At 61.1% G+C, this 17,373-nt stretch carries 17 protein-coding genes; 10 read left to right on the plus strand and 7 right to left on the minus strand.

All coding sequences use genetic code 11. The features are described from left to right. Positions 1-27: 27 nt before the first annotated feature. Positions 28-600: a hypothetical protein gene (locus tag K1W69_RS23395; RefSeq protein WP_220230878.1), complete on the minus strand. Its 573-nt coding sequence runs from the start codon at positions 598-600 to the stop codon at positions 28-30. On the opposite strand from K1W69_RS23395, the gene K1W69_RS23400 reads away from it, so the two are divergent. The 3 genes from K1W69_RS23400 to dxs all read left to right on the plus strand — a co-directional run bounded on the left by K1W69_RS23400 (position 559) and on the right by dxs (position 3,813). Continuing rightward, a complete protein-coding gene (locus tag K1W69_RS23400; protein WP_220230879.1) occupies positions 559-1,485 on the plus strand; it encodes a histone deacetylase family protein in 927 nt (308 codons plus the stop codon). The two genes, K1W69_RS23395 and K1W69_RS23400, sit on opposite strands and share 42 nt — an antisense overlap. 3 nt (positions 1,486-1,488) lie before the next feature. Further along, positions 1,489-1,746 carry an exodeoxyribonuclease VII small subunit gene (locus tag K1W69_RS23405; protein WP_220230880.1) on the plus strand — a complete coding sequence of 86 codons (258 nt, stop codon included), beginning with the start codon at positions 1,489-1,491 and terminating at the stop codon, positions 1,744-1,746. 147 nt (positions 1,747-1,893) lie between these two features. Further along, on the plus strand, positions 1,894-3,813 hold the full coding sequence (gene dxs, locus K1W69_RS23410; RefSeq protein WP_220230881.1) for a 1-deoxy-D-xylulose-5-phosphate synthase: 1,920 nt from the start codon (positions 1,894-1,896) through the stop codon (positions 3,811-3,813). On the opposite strand, the gene nagA is transcribed toward dxs, so the two are convergent. From nagA to K1W69_RS23425, 3 genes are read right to left on the minus strand one after another with little or no spacing between them, the layout of a single operon-like run. After that, positions 3,814-4,977 carry an N-acetylglucosamine-6-phosphate deacetylase gene (gene nagA / locus K1W69_RS23415; RefSeq protein WP_220230882.1) on the minus strand — a complete coding sequence of 388 codons (1,164 nt, stop codon included), beginning with the start codon at positions 4,975-4,977 and terminating at the stop codon, positions 3,814-3,816. Beyond that, the gene (locus K1W69_RS23420) at positions 4,974-5,996 is read right to left on the minus strand and encodes an SIS domain-containing protein (RefSeq protein WP_220230883.1); all 1,023 of its coding nucleotides are present in this window, start codon (positions 5,994-5,996) and stop codon (positions 4,974-4,976) included. Before K1W69_RS23420 ends, nagA begins: the two co-directional genes overlap by 4 nt. Beyond that, a complete protein-coding gene (locus K1W69_RS23425; RefSeq protein ID WP_220230884.1) occupies positions 5,993-6,871 on the minus strand; it encodes a glucosamine kinase nucleotide-binding domain-containing protein in 879 nt (292 codons plus the stop codon). Before K1W69_RS23425 ends, K1W69_RS23420 begins: the two co-directional genes overlap by 4 nt. 290 nt (positions 6,872-7,161) lie before the next feature. Between K1W69_RS23425 and K1W69_RS23430 the strand changes: the two genes are divergently transcribed. From K1W69_RS23430 to K1W69_RS23440, 3 genes are read left to right on the plus strand one after another with little or no spacing between them, the layout of a single operon-like run. After that, complete coding sequence (locus K1W69_RS23430; RefSeq protein ID WP_220230885.1) at positions 7,162-8,343, plus strand: MFS transporter; 1,182 nt, start codon at positions 7,162-7,164, stop codon at positions 8,341-8,343. Then, entirely contained in the window at positions 8,327-9,085 is a 759-nt protein-coding gene (locus tag K1W69_RS23435) for a TlyA family RNA methyltransferase (RefSeq protein WP_220230886.1), read from the plus strand. The genes K1W69_RS23430 and K1W69_RS23435 overlap by 17 nt, the downstream gene beginning before the upstream one ends. Next, positions 9,079-10,308, plus strand: a complete 1,230-nt coding sequence (locus K1W69_RS23440) for a class I SAM-dependent RNA methyltransferase (protein WP_220231029.1) — start codon at positions 9,079-9,081, stop codon at positions 10,306-10,308. Before K1W69_RS23435 ends, K1W69_RS23440 begins: the two co-directional genes overlap by 7 nt. 17 nt (positions 10,309-10,325) lie before the next feature. Here the strand turns inward: K1W69_RS23440 and K1W69_RS23445 are convergent, their stop codons facing one another. The 3 genes from K1W69_RS23445 to K1W69_RS23455 all read right to left on the minus strand — a co-directional run bounded on the left by K1W69_RS23445 (position 10,326) and on the right by K1W69_RS23455 (position 13,444). Next, the gene (locus K1W69_RS23445) at positions 10,326-10,712 is read right to left on the minus strand and encodes a hypothetical protein (RefSeq protein ID WP_220230887.1); all 387 of its coding nucleotides are present in this window, start codon (positions 10,710-10,712) and stop codon (positions 10,326-10,328) included. Between the two features lie 151 nt (positions 10,713-10,863). Next, positions 10,864-11,640: a crotonase/enoyl-CoA hydratase family protein gene (locus tag K1W69_RS23450; RefSeq protein ID WP_220230888.1), complete on the minus strand. Its 777-nt coding sequence runs from the start codon at positions 11,638-11,640 to the stop codon at positions 10,864-10,866. 10 nt (positions 11,641-11,650) lie between these two features. After that, positions 11,651-13,444, minus strand: a complete 1,794-nt coding sequence (locus K1W69_RS23455) for an acyl-CoA dehydrogenase family protein (protein ID WP_220230889.1) — start codon at positions 13,442-13,444, stop codon at positions 11,651-11,653. Positions 13,445-13,627: 183 nt separating this feature from the next. Here K1W69_RS23455 and K1W69_RS23460 point away from each other — a divergent pair, with 183 nt between their 5' ends. The 4 genes from K1W69_RS23460 (at position 13,628) to K1W69_RS23475 (ending at position 17,367) form a co-directional block, all read left to right on the plus strand. Then, positions 13,628-14,602: an L-threonylcarbamoyladenylate synthase gene (locus tag K1W69_RS23460; RefSeq protein ID WP_220230890.1), complete on the plus strand. Its 975-nt coding sequence runs from the start codon at positions 13,628-13,630 to the stop codon at positions 14,600-14,602. Between the two features lie 46 nt (positions 14,603-14,648). Then, positions 14,649-16,067 carry an FAD-binding oxidoreductase gene (locus tag K1W69_RS23465; protein ID WP_220231030.1) on the plus strand — a complete coding sequence of 473 codons (1,419 nt, stop codon included), beginning with the start codon at positions 14,649-14,651 and terminating at the stop codon, positions 16,065-16,067. A 119-nt stretch (positions 16,068-16,186) separates the two neighbouring features. Continuing rightward, complete coding sequence (locus K1W69_RS23470) at positions 16,187-16,789, plus strand: HupE/UreJ family protein (protein ID WP_220230891.1); 603 nt, start codon at positions 16,187-16,189, stop codon at positions 16,787-16,789. Then, the gene (locus K1W69_RS23475) at positions 16,786-17,367 is read left to right on the plus strand and encodes a HupE/UreJ family protein (RefSeq protein ID WP_220230892.1); all 582 of its coding nucleotides are present in this window, start codon (positions 16,786-16,788) and stop codon (positions 17,365-17,367) included. Before K1W69_RS23470 ends, K1W69_RS23475 begins: the two co-directional genes overlap by 4 nt. Positions 17,368-17,373 lie beyond the last annotated feature (6 nt).

The following is a 17,373-nucleotide window of genomic DNA, read 5'->3' on the forward strand; positions in this document are numbered from 1 at the left end:
CGGCCTGCGATTGCGCCATGTGCCTTATCAGTTGACTGTGGTTTCCGGATTCAGCGTCATCGAGATGCGCTTTGGCTGCTCTTCCGCACCGGCAATATTCAGATCCGCCGTCCTGAGCGGTTCCTGCTTCACGGTTTCAGCGTCAGGGGCCGTCGAAGATCCGGCGTCGGCGGTCTGCATCGAAGCGCGTTCGACAAAACCGATCGAATCTCCCGCCCAGTTCAACGCCCACTCCTTTCCAGTGGTCTCTTTTTGTATCGGAACGCATTTGCCAATGATCTTGTATTCCGGAGCCAACGGTTGGCTGGCGAGGGTGTTCAGCTCTGCTGTGCACTGTTGAACAGTATTGTATGTCGATATGCCTTGCGGATCTTCCCGACAAACGAGATTGTTCTGCGTGCAGATAAGAGCGATGAGTGCTATTGCTGTCGTTTCCATGTCACAAAAACGCCAGAATTCGAAATTGGTTGCACGGCCCGTCGGCGAAAGGCATTTCAAACTCTTACCTGGCATACCGAATATGCTATGTGGTTGGCTCCCGACCACAAGCGAGGTCTCATGACGACCAGGCTGTACACGAACCCGATCCATGCCGAACATCTGACGCCGCCCGATCATCCGGAAAGACCCGACCGGATGAAAGCCCTGGAAGCTGCTTTCGCCGACGAGGCGTTTGAAGACTTGCAGCGTGCGGAATCCGCCCCGGCAGACAGGGACGTGGTTCTGCTCGTCCACACAGAGGATCACCTGCGAAAGGTCGTTAACAGTATTCCCGACGAGGGGATCGTCGCGATCGACGAGGACACCAGCGTCAGTCCGAAAAGCCTCGAGGCCGCGCTGACGGGCGTCGGCGCAGCGCTGGAAGCTGTCGACAGCATCTTTTCGGGAGAGGCGGACAATGTTTTCGTTGCGGCGCGCCCGCCAGGACACCACGCCGAAAAGCATCGGGCCATGGGCTTCTGTCTGTTCAACCAGGCCTCCATCGCCGCGCGTTACGCGCAGAAGACCCATGGCGTCGAGCGCGTCGCCATCGTCGACTGGGACGTGCATCACGGCAATGGCACGCAGGACATATTCTACGACGATCCGACCGTCGCCTATTTCTCGACCCACCAGATGCCGCTATATCCCGGCACTGGCGCGTTATCGGAAACCGGCGTCGGCAATATCTTCAACGCGCCGCTCTCACCGCAAACCGGCAGCGACCATTTCCGTGAAGCTTTTCGCACGCGAATCCTTCCCGAGCTCGATGACATGTGTCCTGATCTGATCATCATATCGGCCGGTTTCGACGCACATCATCGCGACCCGCTTGCCGAGATCAATCTGACCGCAGACGATTTCGACTGGGCCACAGGAAAAGTCATGGGCGTGGCTGAACGTCGTTGCGACAACCGGGTCGTCAGCCTGCTCGAGGGCGGTTATGATCTCGTTGGCTTGGCCGAGTCGGCCGCCGTGCATGTGACGCGCCTGATGAGAGGATAGGATATGGCCGAAGCCGCGAAAAAGAACGAAGACATAGCGGCGATGAGTTTCGAGCAGGCGCTCGCCCAGCTTGAAACCATTGTCGGCGACCTCGAAAAGGGGGACGTGCCACTGAACCAGTCGATTGAAATCTACGAACGCGGTGAAGCGCTCAAACAGCATTGCGAGAAACTGCTGAAGGCTGCGGAAAGCCGTATCGAAAAGATCCGTCTCGACCGGTCCGGCCGTCCGGAAGGCGCAGAGCCACTCGATCCGGAATAATTGCCGTTCGTATGTTCGGCATGCTGCAAACGCCAACGCGACAGCCTGTCAGGGGGCTTGATCTTGCTCTTGGGGCTGCATTGCATTACCTGAACCTGTAGCAGCGGCCCTTGAACAGGCCGCAGGCCAGCGAAGCAAGGCGAACATTTGAACACCAGGCCGGACACACCACTCCTCGATCGCGTGAAAATTCCCGCCGATCTCAAGCAGATCGAAGACAGGGACATGAATCAGCTTGCAAGCGAATTGCGGGCGGAAATGGTTGACGCCGTTTCGATCACCGGCGGGCATCTTGGAGCAGGCCTCGGCGTGGTGGAATTGACGCTGGCGATCCACAAGGTTTTCGACACGCCCGAAGACCGGCTGATCTTCGATGTCGGCCACCAGTGCTATCCGCACAAGATACTGACCGGACGCCGCGATCGCATCAGGACATTGCGCCAGGAAGACGGATTGTCCGGGTTTACGAAACGGGACGAAAGCGAATACGACCCCTTCGGCGCCGCCCATTCCTCGACTTCGATATCCGCGGGCCTCGGCATGGCCGTGGCCGCACAGATCAAGGATAGACCGCGCAACGTTATCGCGGTGATCGGCGACGGCGCGATGTCGGCCGGCATGGCCTATGAGGCCCTTAACAACGCCGGCGCTCTCGACGCGCGGCTGATCGTCATCCTCAACGACAACGACATGTCGATCGCTCCGCCGACCGGCGCCATGAGCGCCTATCTGGCGCGGCTCGCCTCCGGCAGGACCTATATGGGTTTTCGGGAATTCGGCAAGAAACTGACCGGATATCTCGGCAAGGCCGTCGACCGCGCGATCACCCGCGCCGTGGAGCATGCGCGCGGCTACGTAACCGGCGGCACCCTGTTCGAGGAATTGGGCTTCTATCATATCGGCCCGATTGACGGTCACAATTTCGAGCACCTGCTGCCCGTGTTGCGCAATGTGCGCGACAACGCGCAAGGCCCGGTGCTGATCCACGTCGTAACCCAGAAAGGCAAGGGCTACGCGCCCGCCGAAGCCGCCTCCGACAAGTACCACGGGGTATCAAAGTTCGACGTCATCACTGGCGCCCAGAGCAAGGCAAAGGCGAATGCGCCAAGCTACACCAAGGTCTTCGCAGAGGCTCTGATCCGCGAAGCCGACGAAGATGACCGCATTGTCGGGGTAACAGCCGCTATGCCTTCCGGCACAGGGCTCGACCTCTTCAAGGACGCGCATCCGGGCCGCTGCTTCGATGTCGGCATCGCAGAGCAGCACGCCGTCACCTTTGCGGCGGGTCTCGCCACCGAGGGCATGAAGCCTTTCGCGGCGATATACTCCACCTTCCTGCAGCGCGCCTACGACCAGGTGGTGCACGACGTGGCGATCCAGAAGCTACCCGTGCGTTTTCCCATTGACCGCGCCGGTTTTGTCGGCGCCGACGGCCCGACCCATGCAGGCTCCTTTGATGTTACCTATCTTGCGACCCTCCCGGGGTTCGTCGTCATGGCCGCCGCGGACGAAGCTGAGCTGAAGCATATGGTGCGTACAGCCGCGGCCTATGACGAAGGCCCCTGCTCCTTCCGTTATCCGCGCGGAGAAGGCGTCGGCGTCGAGTTGCCGGAGCGTGGCTCCGTACTGGAAATCGGCAAGGGTCGCATCGTCCGGCAAGGCGGCAAGATCGCCCTGCTATCGCTTGGAACCCGGCTCGCTGACTGCCTGCTCGCCGCTGAAGATCTGGACGCTGCTGGACTTGCGACGACGGTCGCAGACGCCCGCTTCGCCAAGCCGCTCGATACCGATCTGATTGTGCAACTGGCGCGCCATCACGAGGTGCTCGTCACGGTCGAGGAAGGCGCAATCGGCGGCTTCGGCGATCACGTGCTGCACTTCCTGGCGCATCAGGGCCTGCTTGAAAACGGACTGAAGGTCCGCCCTCTCGTCATGCCGGACGTCTTCATGGACCAGGCGAAGCCAGAGATCATGAACAGCCGCGCCGGCCTCGATCGCAAAGGCATCGTCGACACAGTGTTCCGGGCGCTCGGCGAATCCGGAAAGCTCACCTCCACGCAGGCCTGATCACGCCGCTTCGAACACCGCCGTTCCGCCAATCCAGGTTTTCTGCACCTGCAAATCGGCGTTGAGTTCGGTGAAATCGGCATCGAAGCCGGGTTCCAACTTTCCCTTCCGGTCGGCGACGCCGACGGCCTCGGCCGGATATTGCGAGGCCATAGCGAGCGCCTCCTCCAGCGGCAAACCAATCTCGACTTTCAGAAAGCGGACAGACGAAGCCATATCGATGTCGGCGCCTGCCAGTGTTCCGTCTTCCAGCGTCAGACGTCCATTCTCCCTGCAAATATGGCGTCCGTTCAACGTCAAGGACTTAAGCTCCGTTCCGATCGTCGACATGGCGTCTGTAACGACAAAAATCCGGCCCGGGCCTTTTTTTGCGCGCAACGCGGCGCCGAATGCAGCCGGGTGGACGTGGAAACCATCGGCGATGATACCGGCGTAAATTTCGCCGCTGTAGAGGGCCGCGCCGACCAGTCCCGGCTCGCGATGGGCGAGCGGACTCATGGCGTTGAAAAGATGAGTGACCATACTGGCCCCGGCGGCAAAGTATTCCATGGCCGTGGCGTAGTCGCAGTCGCTGTGCCCCACGCTGACGGAAACGCCGGCCGCCGCCAGCTTTTCGACCTGTTTGAGCTTCGTGTTTTCAGGCGCAGTGGTAGTCACAAGAACCGGCAGGCGCGTCCTGGCGTCAATGAGGCGTTTCAGGTCGCGCTCGGTCATGGCGCGAATGAGGTCTTCGCTGTGCGCGCCTCTCTTCGCCTTTGAAAGGTGCGGGCCCTCCAGGTGCAGACCGAGAAAACCCGACACGCCTGTGCGATGCGCCTCGAAGCCTGCTTTCAGCGCTCGCCGAGTCACATCCGTATCGTCGGTGATCAGCGTTGGCAGAAGCGCAGTCGTGCCGAAACGCGCATGGGCCGAACAGATTGCCTTGATACCCCTGACGTTAGGCCTCTCGTTGAAAAGGACGCCGCCGCCGCCGTTAACCTGCAGATCGACGAAACCGGGAACCAGCATCGCGCCGGCCGCCTCGACGATCTCGAAATCCGCCGGAGCCGCGCCAGCAGACGCGATGCCGACGCAGCGGTCGCCATTGACAAGCAGGACCGCATTTTCATGCCACGCGCTTCCGTCGTAGATTCGCGGGCTCGATATGGCGCGTTTGACCGTCATAGCGTCTCCGTGACCTTGCTCAGACGTTCCGGCCGATCCGGATTGCGTCCAAGACGCCGGGACAGCGCTTCAATCAGGCCGTAATATGGCGCGATTGGCAAGAGCGCGTTGAGTAGTGGGTGGCCGCCGTCCGGAACCCGCAAGGAATGCGCATTTCTGCACAAGGCCGATGTTGCGAAAACCGAGGCGCCCTGCGCCGCCAGGGCGTCGGCCGAGGCGACGATGGAGGTTTCGGCGCGGTCCCGCGCGGCGATCGCGAGAACAGGAAAGGCAGGCTCGACCAGTTCCACCGGACCGTGCATGACTTCCGCCGCTGAATAGGCTTCCGCGTGCACGCCGCAGGTTTCCTTGAATTTCAGGGCTACTTCGTTCGCTATCGCCAGTGTCGGACCGCGGCCAAGCACGAAGACGGAGCGCGCTTCATGAAGCACCTGCCCCATTGCGCTCCAGTCGCACAAAAGCGCCTCCCTCAATTGATCGGGAAAACGGTCCAGCGCCTGCCCCAGCGCCGGAGACGGCGAAAGCCGCGCGACGATCGCAAGGCCGGCTACAACTGAGCATACGAACGATTTTGTCGCCGCAACACTGCGCTCCGGGCCGGACGCTAGGTCAATGACGTAATCAGCCGCATCGGCCAGGGGCGACGGCAGTGTGTTGACGAGGGCGATCGTCGTGGCGCCGCCTCGCTGCAAGGCGTCAGTCATGGCGACGATATCCGGACTTTGTCCTGATTGGGATATTGAAAAGCTCACGGCGTTCGCAGCTTTCGGCGTGACGTTGTACAGGGAGGAAAGCGACGGCCCGACGGAAGCGCCGAGAAGTCCAAGCTCGATCTCGCAGGCAATCTTCAGGAAATGCGCCGCGTGGTCCGACGATCCGCGAGCGACCGTAACGATATAGCCGGGGTCCGCAACGCGGAAAGCGTCAGCCGCATTCGCAATCGCATCCGCAGACCGTGTGAGCATTCGCTCGACCGCATCCGGTATCTCGGCGATTTCACGCCTCATGCTCGTCGTCATCTGATCTGTCCGGTTGTTCGGAATTCCTGCACAGCAAGCTGTACGGCGCCAACAAGCGCGTCGGTCTGTGGCGGTTTGACAATCGCCCGGAAGCGCGCTCCGATACGGGTCGTATAAAGCTCTGCAAGCCCACCAAGCAAACAGAGCGCCTCGCATTCGGGCCACAAAAACGCCTGCAGTTGCGCTTCGACCTGTAATAGCGTCTTATCCAGAATGTCCAGCGCCACGGCGTCACCGTCATCGGCGGCAGAGAACACCCGCGGAGCGAAGCGCGCAAAATCGGTGGGCCTGGCCTGCTGGGCGAACTCGGCGAGGCGCATTGGATCGCTGTCATATTCCGCCAGCACTGCGGTCGTCAGGGGCGATTGCGCCCGGACCTTGTCGTAAGCCAGCAATGTCTCCTGCAGAAGCTCGCGACCGATTCTGGCGCCGCTTCCCTGATCGCCGACGGCGAAGCCCCAGCCTCCTGCGCGGAAAATTGAGCCGTTTCGGCGGCCGAAAAGCACCGAACCGGTTCCCAGCACCATGACCGCGCCGTCCATGTCGCCAAGCGCGCCCTGCAGGGCGGTTCCGGCGTCGTCTTCAATGACGCACCGCTCGAACGGCAAATGCCCCCTGACCGCTTCGGCCGCGGATGCAAGGTTGGCGCCCGCGAGCCCCAGAAAGGCGGGAAGTGAGGAGAGCGTCGCATCACCGTGTCCGGCGTCGGCGAGCGCCGCGCGCGCCGCTATTACGATATTCTCCGCAGCACCTTTCGGATCCGTTGAAACATTGGCCGGACCGGAAACGGCGCGCCCGAGGATAGCGCCGCCATGATCGGCCACGGCGGCCCTGCAACTGGTGCCTCCACCATCCACTGCCAATATCAATGTCATAAGTTTCCTCGATTACGCGGCGATATTACCAAAGAAACACCGTCCACCAAGTGTGAAAGAACTCATTCAATTATATTTACCTATTAATTTCATAGATTTGGCTTCTCTCTATAGCGCGTACATCCTTCACATAGACCCACTTTTGGATGAAGGTATGAAATTGTAATTTCGGTCAAACGGAATCTCCTGCGGAACTGAATATACATTGATGCGGGATGCGGAGCAGCATCGAAGGCGCGCTATCGACAGGCATAGGTCCGTCTGCTAAACGTTCCGCCCTCCGCGACGCCATGTCCGCGACACCCCAAAACCGGCTCCAACACACGATGATGAACAACGCCCGCGTCCATGTGTCATTGCTGTTTCTCGTCAACGGCTTCCTGATCGGTAACTGGGCGCCCAAGATTCCGGAATTTGCCGAAAGGCTGCTGCTCGACGAAGGTCAGCTTGGCGTCATGATCGCCGTCTTCGGCATGGGCGCCCTTGTCACCATGCCGTTGACCGGCGTTGTGATCGCCCGCATCGGACCCGTTTTCGCCGTACGTCTTACCGCACTTGTCGCAGCATCGACGCTGTTGTGGGTCACGCTGGCGCCCAACCACGGACTTGCCGCACTCTCGCTGTTCGTGTTCGGCGGATCGATCGCCGGCATGGATGTGGCGATGAACGCCGTGGCCGTTGAAGTCGAGCGCAGGCGCGGCGCGCCAATCATGTCTTCCTGTCATGGCTTCTGGAGCCTCGGCGGATTGTTCGGCGCGGTCGCGGGCGGCTATCTGTTGCAATATGCAGGCGTCATGCTGCATGCGTTGTTCGTCACCGCGATTTCGGCAGCGCTGGTCGGATTTGTCCTGCTTGGCCTGCGCCTTGACGATGCGCCCGTGGACACCGAACAGCGCCAGCCGATCCGTTTTCCGCGCACCCTGCTGCCATACATGATTGGGCTGCTCGCTCTGTTTTCCGCGATGCCCGAAGGCGTCGTGATCGACTGGAGCGCCCTCTATCTGCGACAGGAATTGAACGCTGACGCCTTCGTTTCAGGGTTGGCGTTCGGCGCTTTCTCGGCCGCCATGGCGACCGTGCGGTTCTTCGGCGATCCCGTTCGCAAACGGCTTGGCGCTGTCAGAACTGTCCAGATCTGCGCCGGCTCCGCCTTTATCGGTTTCCTGATCGCCGGCATGGCGACATCGCCCGAAATAGCTGTCGCAGGCTTTCTGATCACCGGGCTTGGGCTTTCCAATCTTGTGCCTATCGCCTTCTCAGCGGCCGGCAATCTCCCGGGCATTGCTCCCGGCATCGCCCTGTCGCTAACCACGACGATCGGTTATTCCGGCATCCTCGTCGCGCCTGTGCTGATTGGCTATGTCGCGGAATACACCAGCTTCAGCGCCATTTTCACGGGGCTCTCGCTGATGCTGTTCGCAATCCTGCTCATGGCCCCCAATTCCCGCTACGCCGATGTCGGAAGAGCATGACGCCAAACGCCAGCGGCTCGACCAGTTGCTGACCGAACTCGGCCATTTCGACAGCCGCGCGCGGGCGCGCGACGCGATACTGCGCGGTACGGTTTCGGTTGACGGCGACGTCTGCGCTAAACCCGGCGCCAAAACCCCGGAGAACGCCGTGATCGCTATCGATGACCCTGCGCGGGGTTACGTGTCACGCGCCGCCCTGAAGCTGGTCGCAGCGCTCGATCATTTCGATTTCCAACCGGCTGGATGTTGCATACTCGATATCGGCGCGTCGACTGGCGGTTTCACCCAGGCGCTGCTCGAACGCGGCGCCTCGCATGTGATCGCTGTCGACGTCGGTCATGGACAGCTCCATAATTCGCTGCTCGCCGATGCGCGGGTGACGAACCGCGAAGGCGTGAACGCCCGCGATTTGCCGGATGATATTGCCGGCGGACGAATAGTGAGCGGCGTTGTCAGCGATGTCAGCTTCATCTCGCTGCGCCTCGCCGTGCCGATGGCTCTTGGCATGGTCGCGCAAGGCGGCTTTTGCGTGCTGCTTGTCAAACCGCAATTCGAAGCAGGAAAGGAGGCGATCGGCAAGGGCGGTATATTGCGCGATCCGAAAGCGGGCCCAAAGATCGCACACGAAGTGTCTGCATGGCTCGACGGCCTGCCGGGATGGAAAAGCCTTGGCTTTATCCCCTCCCCCATAGAAGGCTCCGACGGAAATCGCGAATTCCTGCTTGGCGGCGCAAGATCATGACAGAGACAGTTGTCATTGACGCCATGGGCGCACAGGGTGACGGCATCGCCGAAAACGGCGGTTTCATTCCCTTTACTTTGCCGGGAGAGACTGTCTCGATCGAACGTCACGGCAAGGAAGTCATCCTGACTGACGTACTGAAGGCTTCGGAGAGCCGAAGGCAACCGCCCTGCCCGCATTTCGGGCCAGCGGGCGACCTGTGCGGAGGATGCGCGACCCAGCATGCCGATGACGGCTTCTACAGACGCTGGAAACGCCAACTCGTCGTGGACGCGCTCGTGTCCAGAGGCATTAAAACCGAAACCGCAGAGCTGCATATCTGTGAACCGGGCGCGCGGCGGCGTATCGTGCTGACAGCGCGTAAAACCGGAGAAGGCCCGGTGCTCGGCTTCAACCAGGCCGGTAGCCACACCGTCTTTGCGCTTCAGCGATGTCTCGTCGCGACAGATGGCCTCAATCGTAAACTTGGCGATCTCAGGGCCCTGTTGCAGCACATTCCCGGCAAATCGCTGCGGATGACGGCTCTGGAAACAGAGACCGGACTGGATGTCGCAATTTCGGGGGGGCCTGCATTGCGCCCGCCCCAGCGACAAGCGGCCGTCGCCGAAGCGCTGAAGCGCGATATCGCGCGTCTTTCCTGCAACGACGAGATTTTGATCGAGCCACGCAAGCCGGTCCTGCAATTCGGCAAGGCGTCGGTAACCCCGCCGCCCGGCGGATTCGTACAGGCCGTATTGCAGGCCGAAAAGACCATGACGAACCTTGTGCTCGCACATCTGAAGAAGACGAAACGCGTCGCCGATCTCTTCAGCGGCTGCGGAACGTTTGCGCTGGCGCTTGCCGGACAGTCTGCAGTCCACGCAGTGGAAAGCGACGGCCCGTCGCTCGCTGCGCTCGATCGCGCGGCGCGTCACACGCCGGGTTTGAAACCTGTCACGAGCGAAAAGCGGGATCTGTATCGCCGACCTCTGACGAGAAACGAATTGAAGACCTTCGACGGCGTGACCTTTGATCCGCCGCGGGCGGGCGCCGAACAACAATGCCTGGAAATCGCGGCGTCAACGGTCAGAAGAGTTGCTGCGATCTCCTGCAATCCGGTGACGCTTGCCCGCGATCTGGAAATCCTGACGACGGCAGGTTTCGAGGTGACGTCAGTGACGCCGATCGATCAGTTTCTCTGGTCGCCTCACGTCGAGGTTGTCGCGCTGCTCGAACGAAAGTAGCCCATGACGCCGCGCCGTCACGTTTTCTTGTGATCAACGCTTTCCATGTCAGCCGGAATACAGTTGATCGCGATCGTCTCCATGCCCGTGTCAGCCTTGCCGTCGCAATCGAGGGCCGTCGGCGCGCCGGATGGCGGGTCGATGTTGAACACCGTATGTCCAGGATCGTCTTCCGGCTCGCTCGATCGTAGACCCGATACGCCGTTATCGCAGGCGATTTCACTGTGCTCGCTGAACACAGCGGCGGGAACCACAAAAATATGTTCTGCGTCGTGGCTGGCGGAGCAGAATGCACTGCTGAAACTCTCAAAGCTGTCGGCTTCCATAACCACTGACTGCGCGAAAGTCGGCGTCGCTGCGAAAATCGACAGGACGATCAGGTGCGAACAGAACATTCGTGTCATGGCGTCACCCTCCCTGGCTGCTCGATACTTCCAAAAATCTATCTAGGCGTGCAATGGTCGCATATAAGCTCGGAAGGTCAAGCGCAGGTCTCGCTCATGCAGCCCCTGCCCCAGGGCGGCGTGGGCAGGAGTTCTTCTGTCCGGAAAATCGTCAGCCCGCCTTGCGGCTCCTGGCAAGGAAAGCCTCGAAAGCGGCCCGCGCCTCGGCGGAGCCCAGTCGTTCGCTGAACCTGTTCGATTCCTCCCTGATCCGCCCGACTACCTCTTCGCGGGTTCCTCCACGCATCAGCTCGCGGGCGATCTGCATGGCTTCCGGCGGCTTGGACGCAATGGTTTCCGCCGCGGCGAGCGTTGAAATCTCGAGCTCATCCTCGCCCACGACCTTGTAGACGAGACCCGCGTCACGGGCGTCTTCGCCGCTAAACCCGACACCGGCGGCAAGCATCGCAAAGGCGCGCTGATAGCCCATCACGCGCGGCCCAAGCAGACTGGATCCAGCCTCCGGCACCAGCGCCAGATCGACGAAGGGCGTTCGGAATTCAGACCGCGCGGTGGCGAAGGTCATGTCGCAATGGAACTGCATCGTCACGCCAACGCCGATCGCCAGGCCGTCCACCCCGGCAACGATCGGTTTTTTGGCGTTCGCCAGTCCCATCAGGAAACGGCCGACCTCGCCTTCGCCTATACGTCCATTGACGGCGTAGCCGAGAAAGTCGGCCAAATCGTTGCCGGCGGTAAAGCAGCCTGGCGCGCCGAGAAAGACGTGGACCCGGACCGCAACGTCATCGTCACCGGCCTCAAGCGCGTCGGCCATGATGCGGTACATGTCTTGCGTAATGGCATTCTTCTTGTCCGGCCGATTGAAGCGGATCACCTGGACCGCTCCGTCATATTGTTGTGGTCGCTCGACCAGAACGAGTTCACTCATCATCTTCCCCCTAAACGGCCAGCGCCAACCGCGCGTTGAACAGACTTTCAGCACCGCCGGTCACAGCCTGACGAAGCGCCGACGTTTCACCGAGAAGATTTTCGGCGCAGAACCGGCAGAGCGCGATGCGGCGCGGCTCGTTTCCATCTCCGGCCTCGGCAAGCGCGCCCTTCGCCAGATAGACGGAGCCGGCGGCAAGACCAAACAGACGCTGAAATGGCGTAGCGCCGGCGAGCGCTTCGCTTACCTTGCCCTCGCTTTGCGCCGCCATCAGCCAGCGCGTGGCGTCTTCCAGATCATCGAGCGCCGCTTCCAGGCGATCGGCCGTGGTTCCGAACTCCGGGCTGTTGCGGCGCGCTACATCGGCGGCGATATCGCGGAGCTCTGCAATGTATCCAAGAACGTGCTCGCCGCCGGACTGCGGCAGCTTGCGCATCACGAGATCAATCGCCTGAATGCCGTTTGTGCCTTCGTAGATCGGAGCGATGCGGGCGTCGCGCAACAAGCGCGCCGCGCCCGTTTCCTCGATGAAACCCATGCCGCCGTGAACCTGAACGCCGATAGACGCCGCGTCGACGCCGATATCGGTGGAAAACGCCTTGGCGATCGGCGTTAGCAGGTTCGCTCGCTCCTGCCAGAATTTCCGCGCGTCCGCCTCGCCCTGCTCCTCGGCTGCGTCCGCCATATCGATAGCGTGGGCGCAACAATAGGCAATGGAACGCGACGCCTGGACCATCGCCTTCATGGTCAGCAAGTCGCGCTGGATATCCGGATGCTCGATGATCGGGCTCATGCCCTCTCCGGTCCAGCCGGGCGCGCGGCCCTGGGTGCGCTCTTGCGCGTAGGCCAGCGCATGCTGATAGGCCGCATCGGCCACGGCGACGCCCTGTATGCCGACGTTGAGACGCGCGTTGTTCATCATGGTGAACATGCAGGCGAGACCCTTGTTCTCCTCGCCTATCAGCCAGCCGATAGCGCCGGGCGTATCGCCCCGACTGCCGTCTCCGTAAATCATCGTGCAGGTTGGCGACCCATGAATGCCGAGCTTGTGTTCCACGCCGCTGCAGAAGAGATCATTGCGCGCGCCCGGCACGCCATCTGCGTCTGGAATGAATTTCGGAACCAGGAAAAGGGATATGCCGCGCGTTCCAGCCGGCGCATCCGGCAAGCGAGCGAGCACGAGATGAACAATGTTGTCTGCGAAGTCGTGTTCGCCATAGGTGATGAAAATCTTCTGGCCGAAAATGCGATACGTGCCGTCGCCCACGGGTTCTGCGCGGGTTTTGAGCGCATTGAGATCGGAACCCGCCTGCGGCTCGGTCAGGTTCATTGTGCCGGTCCATTCGCCAGTCACCAACTTTTCGAGATAGGTGGATTTGAGCTCGTCGGTAGCGTGTTTTTCAAGCGCCTCTATAGCGCCCATGGTCAGAAGGGAACAAAGGCTGAAGGCCATAGAACTGCCATTCCACATTTCGCTCGCCGCGATCGAGAGCATCATCGGCAGACCCTGCCCGCCGAAATCCGGTGATCCGGTCAACCCGTTCCATCCGCCGCCGATCCAGTTTTGGTAAAGTTCCTTCCAACCTTCAGGCGTCGTCACAACGCCATCGGACAGCGGCGTTCCGTCCTCTCCGGCAAGCGCCAACGGTGAAATCTCTTCTGAGGCAAAGCGGCCTGCCTCGGTCAGAATGGCGTCCACAAGATCTTCGGAAAGGTCTCCCAGACGTCCTTCGTCCATAGCCGTTTGCAGACCTGCGACATACTTGAGCGTAAAGGAAATTTCGTCAACGGGCGCGCGGTACATATGCCGATCCTCTCCCTGGCCGACGCATCGATGCGCGGCGATATCTTGCTTCCGGTTTTGCGACCGGCCTAAGTTATTTTTACGTAAACGTCAATCAACGGCTTCGTTGTCGACGCTTCCGTCCGGCGACTGCTTTTAACATTGAGCAGCCGTGGCAAGGCTGCTATCAGCCACAATACAGATATGGCAAAACTCTCCATCATTAACAACCGATCCGAAGCGCTGGAAGAAGCCTGCAAAGTGCTTGCCGCCGGCGAACTTGTTGCGCTTCCCACGGAGACCGTTTATGGGCTCGCCGGAGATGCGACCAATGGCGAGGCCGTGGCGCGGATTTTCGAAACCAAGGGACGCCCGCGTTTCAATCCGCTGATCTGCCACATGTCGGGCATTGGCATGGCGCAGAGCCACGTCGTCTTCAACGATCTCGCCCGCAAACTCGCCGAGACATTCTGGCCCGGTCCGCTGACCCTGGTGCTTCCCAAGAGATCGGATTCGCCGGTTCATCCACTGGCGAGCGCAGGCCTTGAAACACTGGCCGTGCGGACGCCAGCCGGTTTCGCCAATGAACTGATCGAGCGCTTCGGCAATCCGCTCGCCGCGCCCAGCGCCAATCGATCCGGCAAAGTGAGCCCCACGCGGGCCGAACATGTCGAGGCCGATCTGGGAGAGCGCGTTCGCCTGATCCTGGACGCCGGTCCGGCGACCGTGGGCGTGGAATCGACGATCGTCAAGGTCGACGGCGACGAGTTATCGCTGCTGCGGCCAGGCGGGCTGGAAGCGGACAGCATAGAGTCCGTCGCCGGCAGACACTTGAACCGGCCAGCGCCGGGAGAAGCCGCGATCGAGGCGCCGGGCATGCTGCGTTCGCACTACGCCCCCGAAGCCAGGTTACGGATGAATGCATCGTTCATAGAACCGGGCGAGGCGCTCATCGCCTTCGGTGGCGGCGCCGTGGAAGGCGCTGAACATGCAACACTGGTTTTCAATCTCAGCCTTGACGCCGATCTGGTAGAGGCTGCCGCCAACCTGTTCGACACCATCCTTCAGGCCGACCGCGTGGGCGCCGGTATGATCGCTGTCGCGCCGATTCCCGAAACCGGGCTGGGCGAAGCGATCAATGATCGACTGCGCCGCGCCGCAGCGCCGCGAAACGCATGACCATTTGCATCTCGACCAGCGGTCCCGATGCCGCTATGTCTCGATTATGATCAGCGACGCAACCATTAAACGATTCAAGACCATTGTCGGAGACCGCTACGCCGTCACCGACGTCAACGAGACGGCGCCCTATCTGCGTGAACCGCGCGGTTTGTATCATGGTTCGACACCGCTGGTGCTGCGCCCGGCGAACGCCGGCGAGATATCGCGAATCCTCGCGCTCGCCACGGAAACCGGCACTCCGATTGTCCCGCAATCAGGCAATACCGGCCATGTTGGCGGCCAGGTCCCGCTTGATGAGCAGCCGGCGATCATCCTGTCGCTGTCCCGTCTCAATGCGGTGCGTTCGATCGATCTTTCGGCGAACGCGCTGACGGTCGACGCCGGCTGCATCTTGCAGGACATTCAAAAGGCAGCGTCGGACGCAGACCGGCTGTTTCCGCTGTCGCTTGGATCGGAAGGCTCCTGCCAGATCGGCGGCAATCTGTCGACAAACGCCGGCGGCACCGGCGTTCTCGCCTATGGCAATGCGCGCAACCTGTGCCTCGGACTGGAGGTCGTGCTGCCGACCGGCGAAATCTGGGACGGGCTCAGAACACTTAAGAAGGACAATACCGGCTACGACCTTCGCGATCTCTTCATTGGCGCCGAAGGAACGCTGGGCGTCATCACCGGCGCAGTGCTTAAACTGCTGCCCAAGCCAAAGGGCAAGCAGGTGGCGATCGCCGGCCTGAGGTCGCCGGACAACGCGCTTGCTCTTCTAGGCATTGCGCAGCAGCAATGCGCCGGCGAACTTACAGGCTTCGAACTGATGCCCCGGATCGGCGTCGAATTCACGTCCGCTTATATTCCGGGCGTCCGCGACCCACTGGAAAGCCAGCATCCCTGGTACGCGCTAATCGATCTCTCTTCGATGCGCTCCGAGGAAGAAGCAGCTGCGACGATGGAAACCCTGCTGGCGACAGCATTCGAAAAGGATCTCGTTCAGGACGCCGTGATTGCCCAGTCTGAAGCCCAGCGGGACGCCTTCTGGCATATCCGCGAGACCATGTCCGAAGCACAGAAGAGCGAAGGCGCATCGATCAAGCACGACGTCTCTGTGCCGGTGTCAGCAATACCGGAATTCTTTCGCAAGGCGGATAAGGCAGTGCATCAGGCAATGCCGGACGCCCGAATCTACGCTTTTGGCCACATGGGCGACGGCAATATCCACTACAATATCCAGCAGGCGAAAAACGCCGACGGCTCGGCGCATCTCGCCCGCCGGCACGAGATCAACGACATGGTCTACGACATCGCGCTTGGGATGGGCGGATCGATCTCGGCCGAACACGGAATCGGACAGATGAAGCGCGACAAGCTGGCGGCCATTCGTCAGCCGATCGAGATTGACCTGATGCGCCGCATCAAGACGAGTTTCGATCCGGCAAACATCATGAATCCCGGAAAGATCGTCTGCCCCTGACGGAAAGAAAACGGGCGGTTCCGATAGCCGTACGCGCTGGACAGCCGCCGATGTGCGGGTAAAGTGCCCCATTATCAATATGCGCTTTGCGCCAAATACGCACATTTAGGGAAACGAAGATGAATATCAGCCTGCCAACCAAACTCCAGTTGTCTTCGATCGTCTTTCTATGCGCTCTGGCGAGCAATCCCGCCCTGGCCCATGAGGGCGCTGGCGTCGTCGGCGGGTTCGCCTCCGGTTTCATGCATCCCATTCTCGGCTGGGATCACGTTGCGGCGATGGTCGCCGTCGGCCTGTGGGGCGCATTTCTGGGCGCACCGGGAATTTGGCTTCTTCCGATCGTCTTTCCGCTTGTGATGGCGGTGGGCGGCGCGATGGGAGTGGCCGGCGCGCCGCTTCCGGCTGTCGAAACCGGCATCGCCGCCTCGGCGGTCGTGCTCGGCATCATGGTGGCGCTCGGCGCGCGGCCGCCTCTGTGGGTCGCCGCCATCATTGTTGGCGCCTTCGCAATCTTTCACGGCCACGCCCACGGCACGGAACTGCCAGTGGCGGCGGACGCTGTTTCCTATGCGGTCGGCTTCGTGATCGGCACAGGCCTCCTGCATCTGGCCGGCATCGCCCTTGGCATGACGACGCGCTGGGAAGCAGGAAAGGTCGCCGTGCGCGCCGCCGGCGGAGCAATCGCGGTCGCAGGACTTGCTTTCCTGACCGGAGTTGCATGAGGCGTCTTCTTTTTCTGACGGTCTTTTTGGGCGGGGACATCGTCTCCGCTCGGGCGCATAGTCCGGTTCCGGGCATCGGTGAATTCTACAATGGCATGCTGCATCCGGTTCTTGTGCCTGCACACCTCGTAACGCTTCTGGCGCTCGGACTGGTCATCGGGCAACATGCGCCGAAATCCAGTAATATGGCCCTGCCCGCCTTTATTGTTGCGCTTGTCGCCGCGCTCGCTTACCCGACGCCGCCGGTGTCGGATATCGCCCTGCTCTATCTCGCCCTTGTGTGCGGACTTGTAGCCGTCCTCGCCTTCGACATCGGCGCCGTCGGCCCTGCGGTTTTCGCCCTGGCGGTCGCTGTATTGATCGGCAATTCGGTCAACGCAGACATTCCCTCGGAACAGTCGCCCTGGTTGCTGCGGGCCGGATCGACGCTCGGCGCCACATTGATCCTCATCATTTTCGGCGGAGTGGCGGCGCTTCTGAAAAGCCGCTGGAACGGAATTGCGATCCGGGTTCTCGGATCGTGGGTCGCCGCCGTCGCCCTGATGATCATCGCGCTAAGCTTTGCTCCCGGCGCTTAATCCGGT

The sequence above is a fragment of the Flavimaribacter sediminis genome (assembly GCF_019492055.1).
GTDB lineage: Bacteria > Pseudomonadota > Alphaproteobacteria > Rhizobiales > Rhizobiaceae > Flavimaribacter > Flavimaribacter sediminis.

What these genes read in the sequence shown, in the direction of transcription:
- K1W69_RS23400 (WP_220230879.1), top strand. Translation starts at nt 559, where the DNA reads ATGACGACCAGGCTGTACACGAACCCGATCCATGCCGAACATCTGACG.
- K1W69_RS23395 (WP_220230878.1), bottom strand. Translation starts at nt 600, where the DNA reads ATGTTCGGCATGGATCGGGTTCGTGTACAGCCTGGTCGTCATGAGACC.
- K1W69_RS23405 (WP_220230880.1), top strand. Translation starts at nt 1,489, where the DNA reads ATGGCCGAAGCCGCGAAAAAGAACGAAGACATAGCGGCGATGAGTTTC.
- nagA (WP_220230882.1), bottom strand. Translation starts at nt 4,977, where the DNA reads ATGACGGTCAAACGCGCCATATCGAGCCCGCGAATCTACGACGGAAGC.
- K1W69_RS23420 (WP_220230883.1), bottom strand. Translation starts at nt 5,996, where the DNA reads ATGACGACGAGCATGAGGCGTGAAATCGCCGAGATACCGGATGCGGTC.
- K1W69_RS23425 (WP_220230884.1), bottom strand. Translation starts at nt 6,871, where the DNA reads ATGACATTGATATTGGCAGTGGATGGTGGAGGCACCAGTTGCAGGGCC.
- K1W69_RS23430 (WP_220230885.1), top strand. Translation starts at nt 7,162, where the DNA reads ATGTCCGCGACACCCCAAAACCGGCTCCAACACACGATGATGAACAAC.
- K1W69_RS23435 (WP_220230886.1), top strand. Translation starts at nt 8,327, where the DNA reads ATGTCGGAAGAGCATGACGCCAAACGCCAGCGGCTCGACCAGTTGCTG.
- K1W69_RS23445 (WP_220230887.1), bottom strand. Translation starts at nt 10,712, where the DNA reads ATGACACGAATGTTCTGTTCGCACCTGATCGTCCTGTCGATTTTCGCA.
- K1W69_RS23450 (WP_220230888.1), bottom strand. Translation starts at nt 11,640, where the DNA reads ATGAGTGAACTCGTTCTGGTCGAGCGACCACAACAATATGACGGAGCG.
- K1W69_RS23455 (WP_220230889.1), bottom strand. Translation starts at nt 13,444, where the DNA reads ATGTACCGCGCGCCCGTTGACGAAATTTCCTTTACGCTCAAGTATGTC.
- K1W69_RS23460 (WP_220230890.1), top strand. Translation starts at nt 13,628, where the DNA reads ATGGCAAAACTCTCCATCATTAACAACCGATCCGAAGCGCTGGAAGAA.
- K1W69_RS23465 (WP_220231030.1), top strand. Translation starts at nt 14,649, where the DNA reads ATGATCAGCGACGCAACCATTAAACGATTCAAGACCATTGTCGGAGAC.
- K1W69_RS23470 (WP_220230891.1), top strand. Translation starts at nt 16,187, where the DNA reads ATGAATATCAGCCTGCCAACCAAACTCCAGTTGTCTTCGATCGTCTTT.
- K1W69_RS23475 (WP_220230892.1), top strand. Translation starts at nt 16,786, where the DNA reads ATGAGGCGTCTTCTTTTTCTGACGGTCTTTTTGGGCGGGGACATCGTC.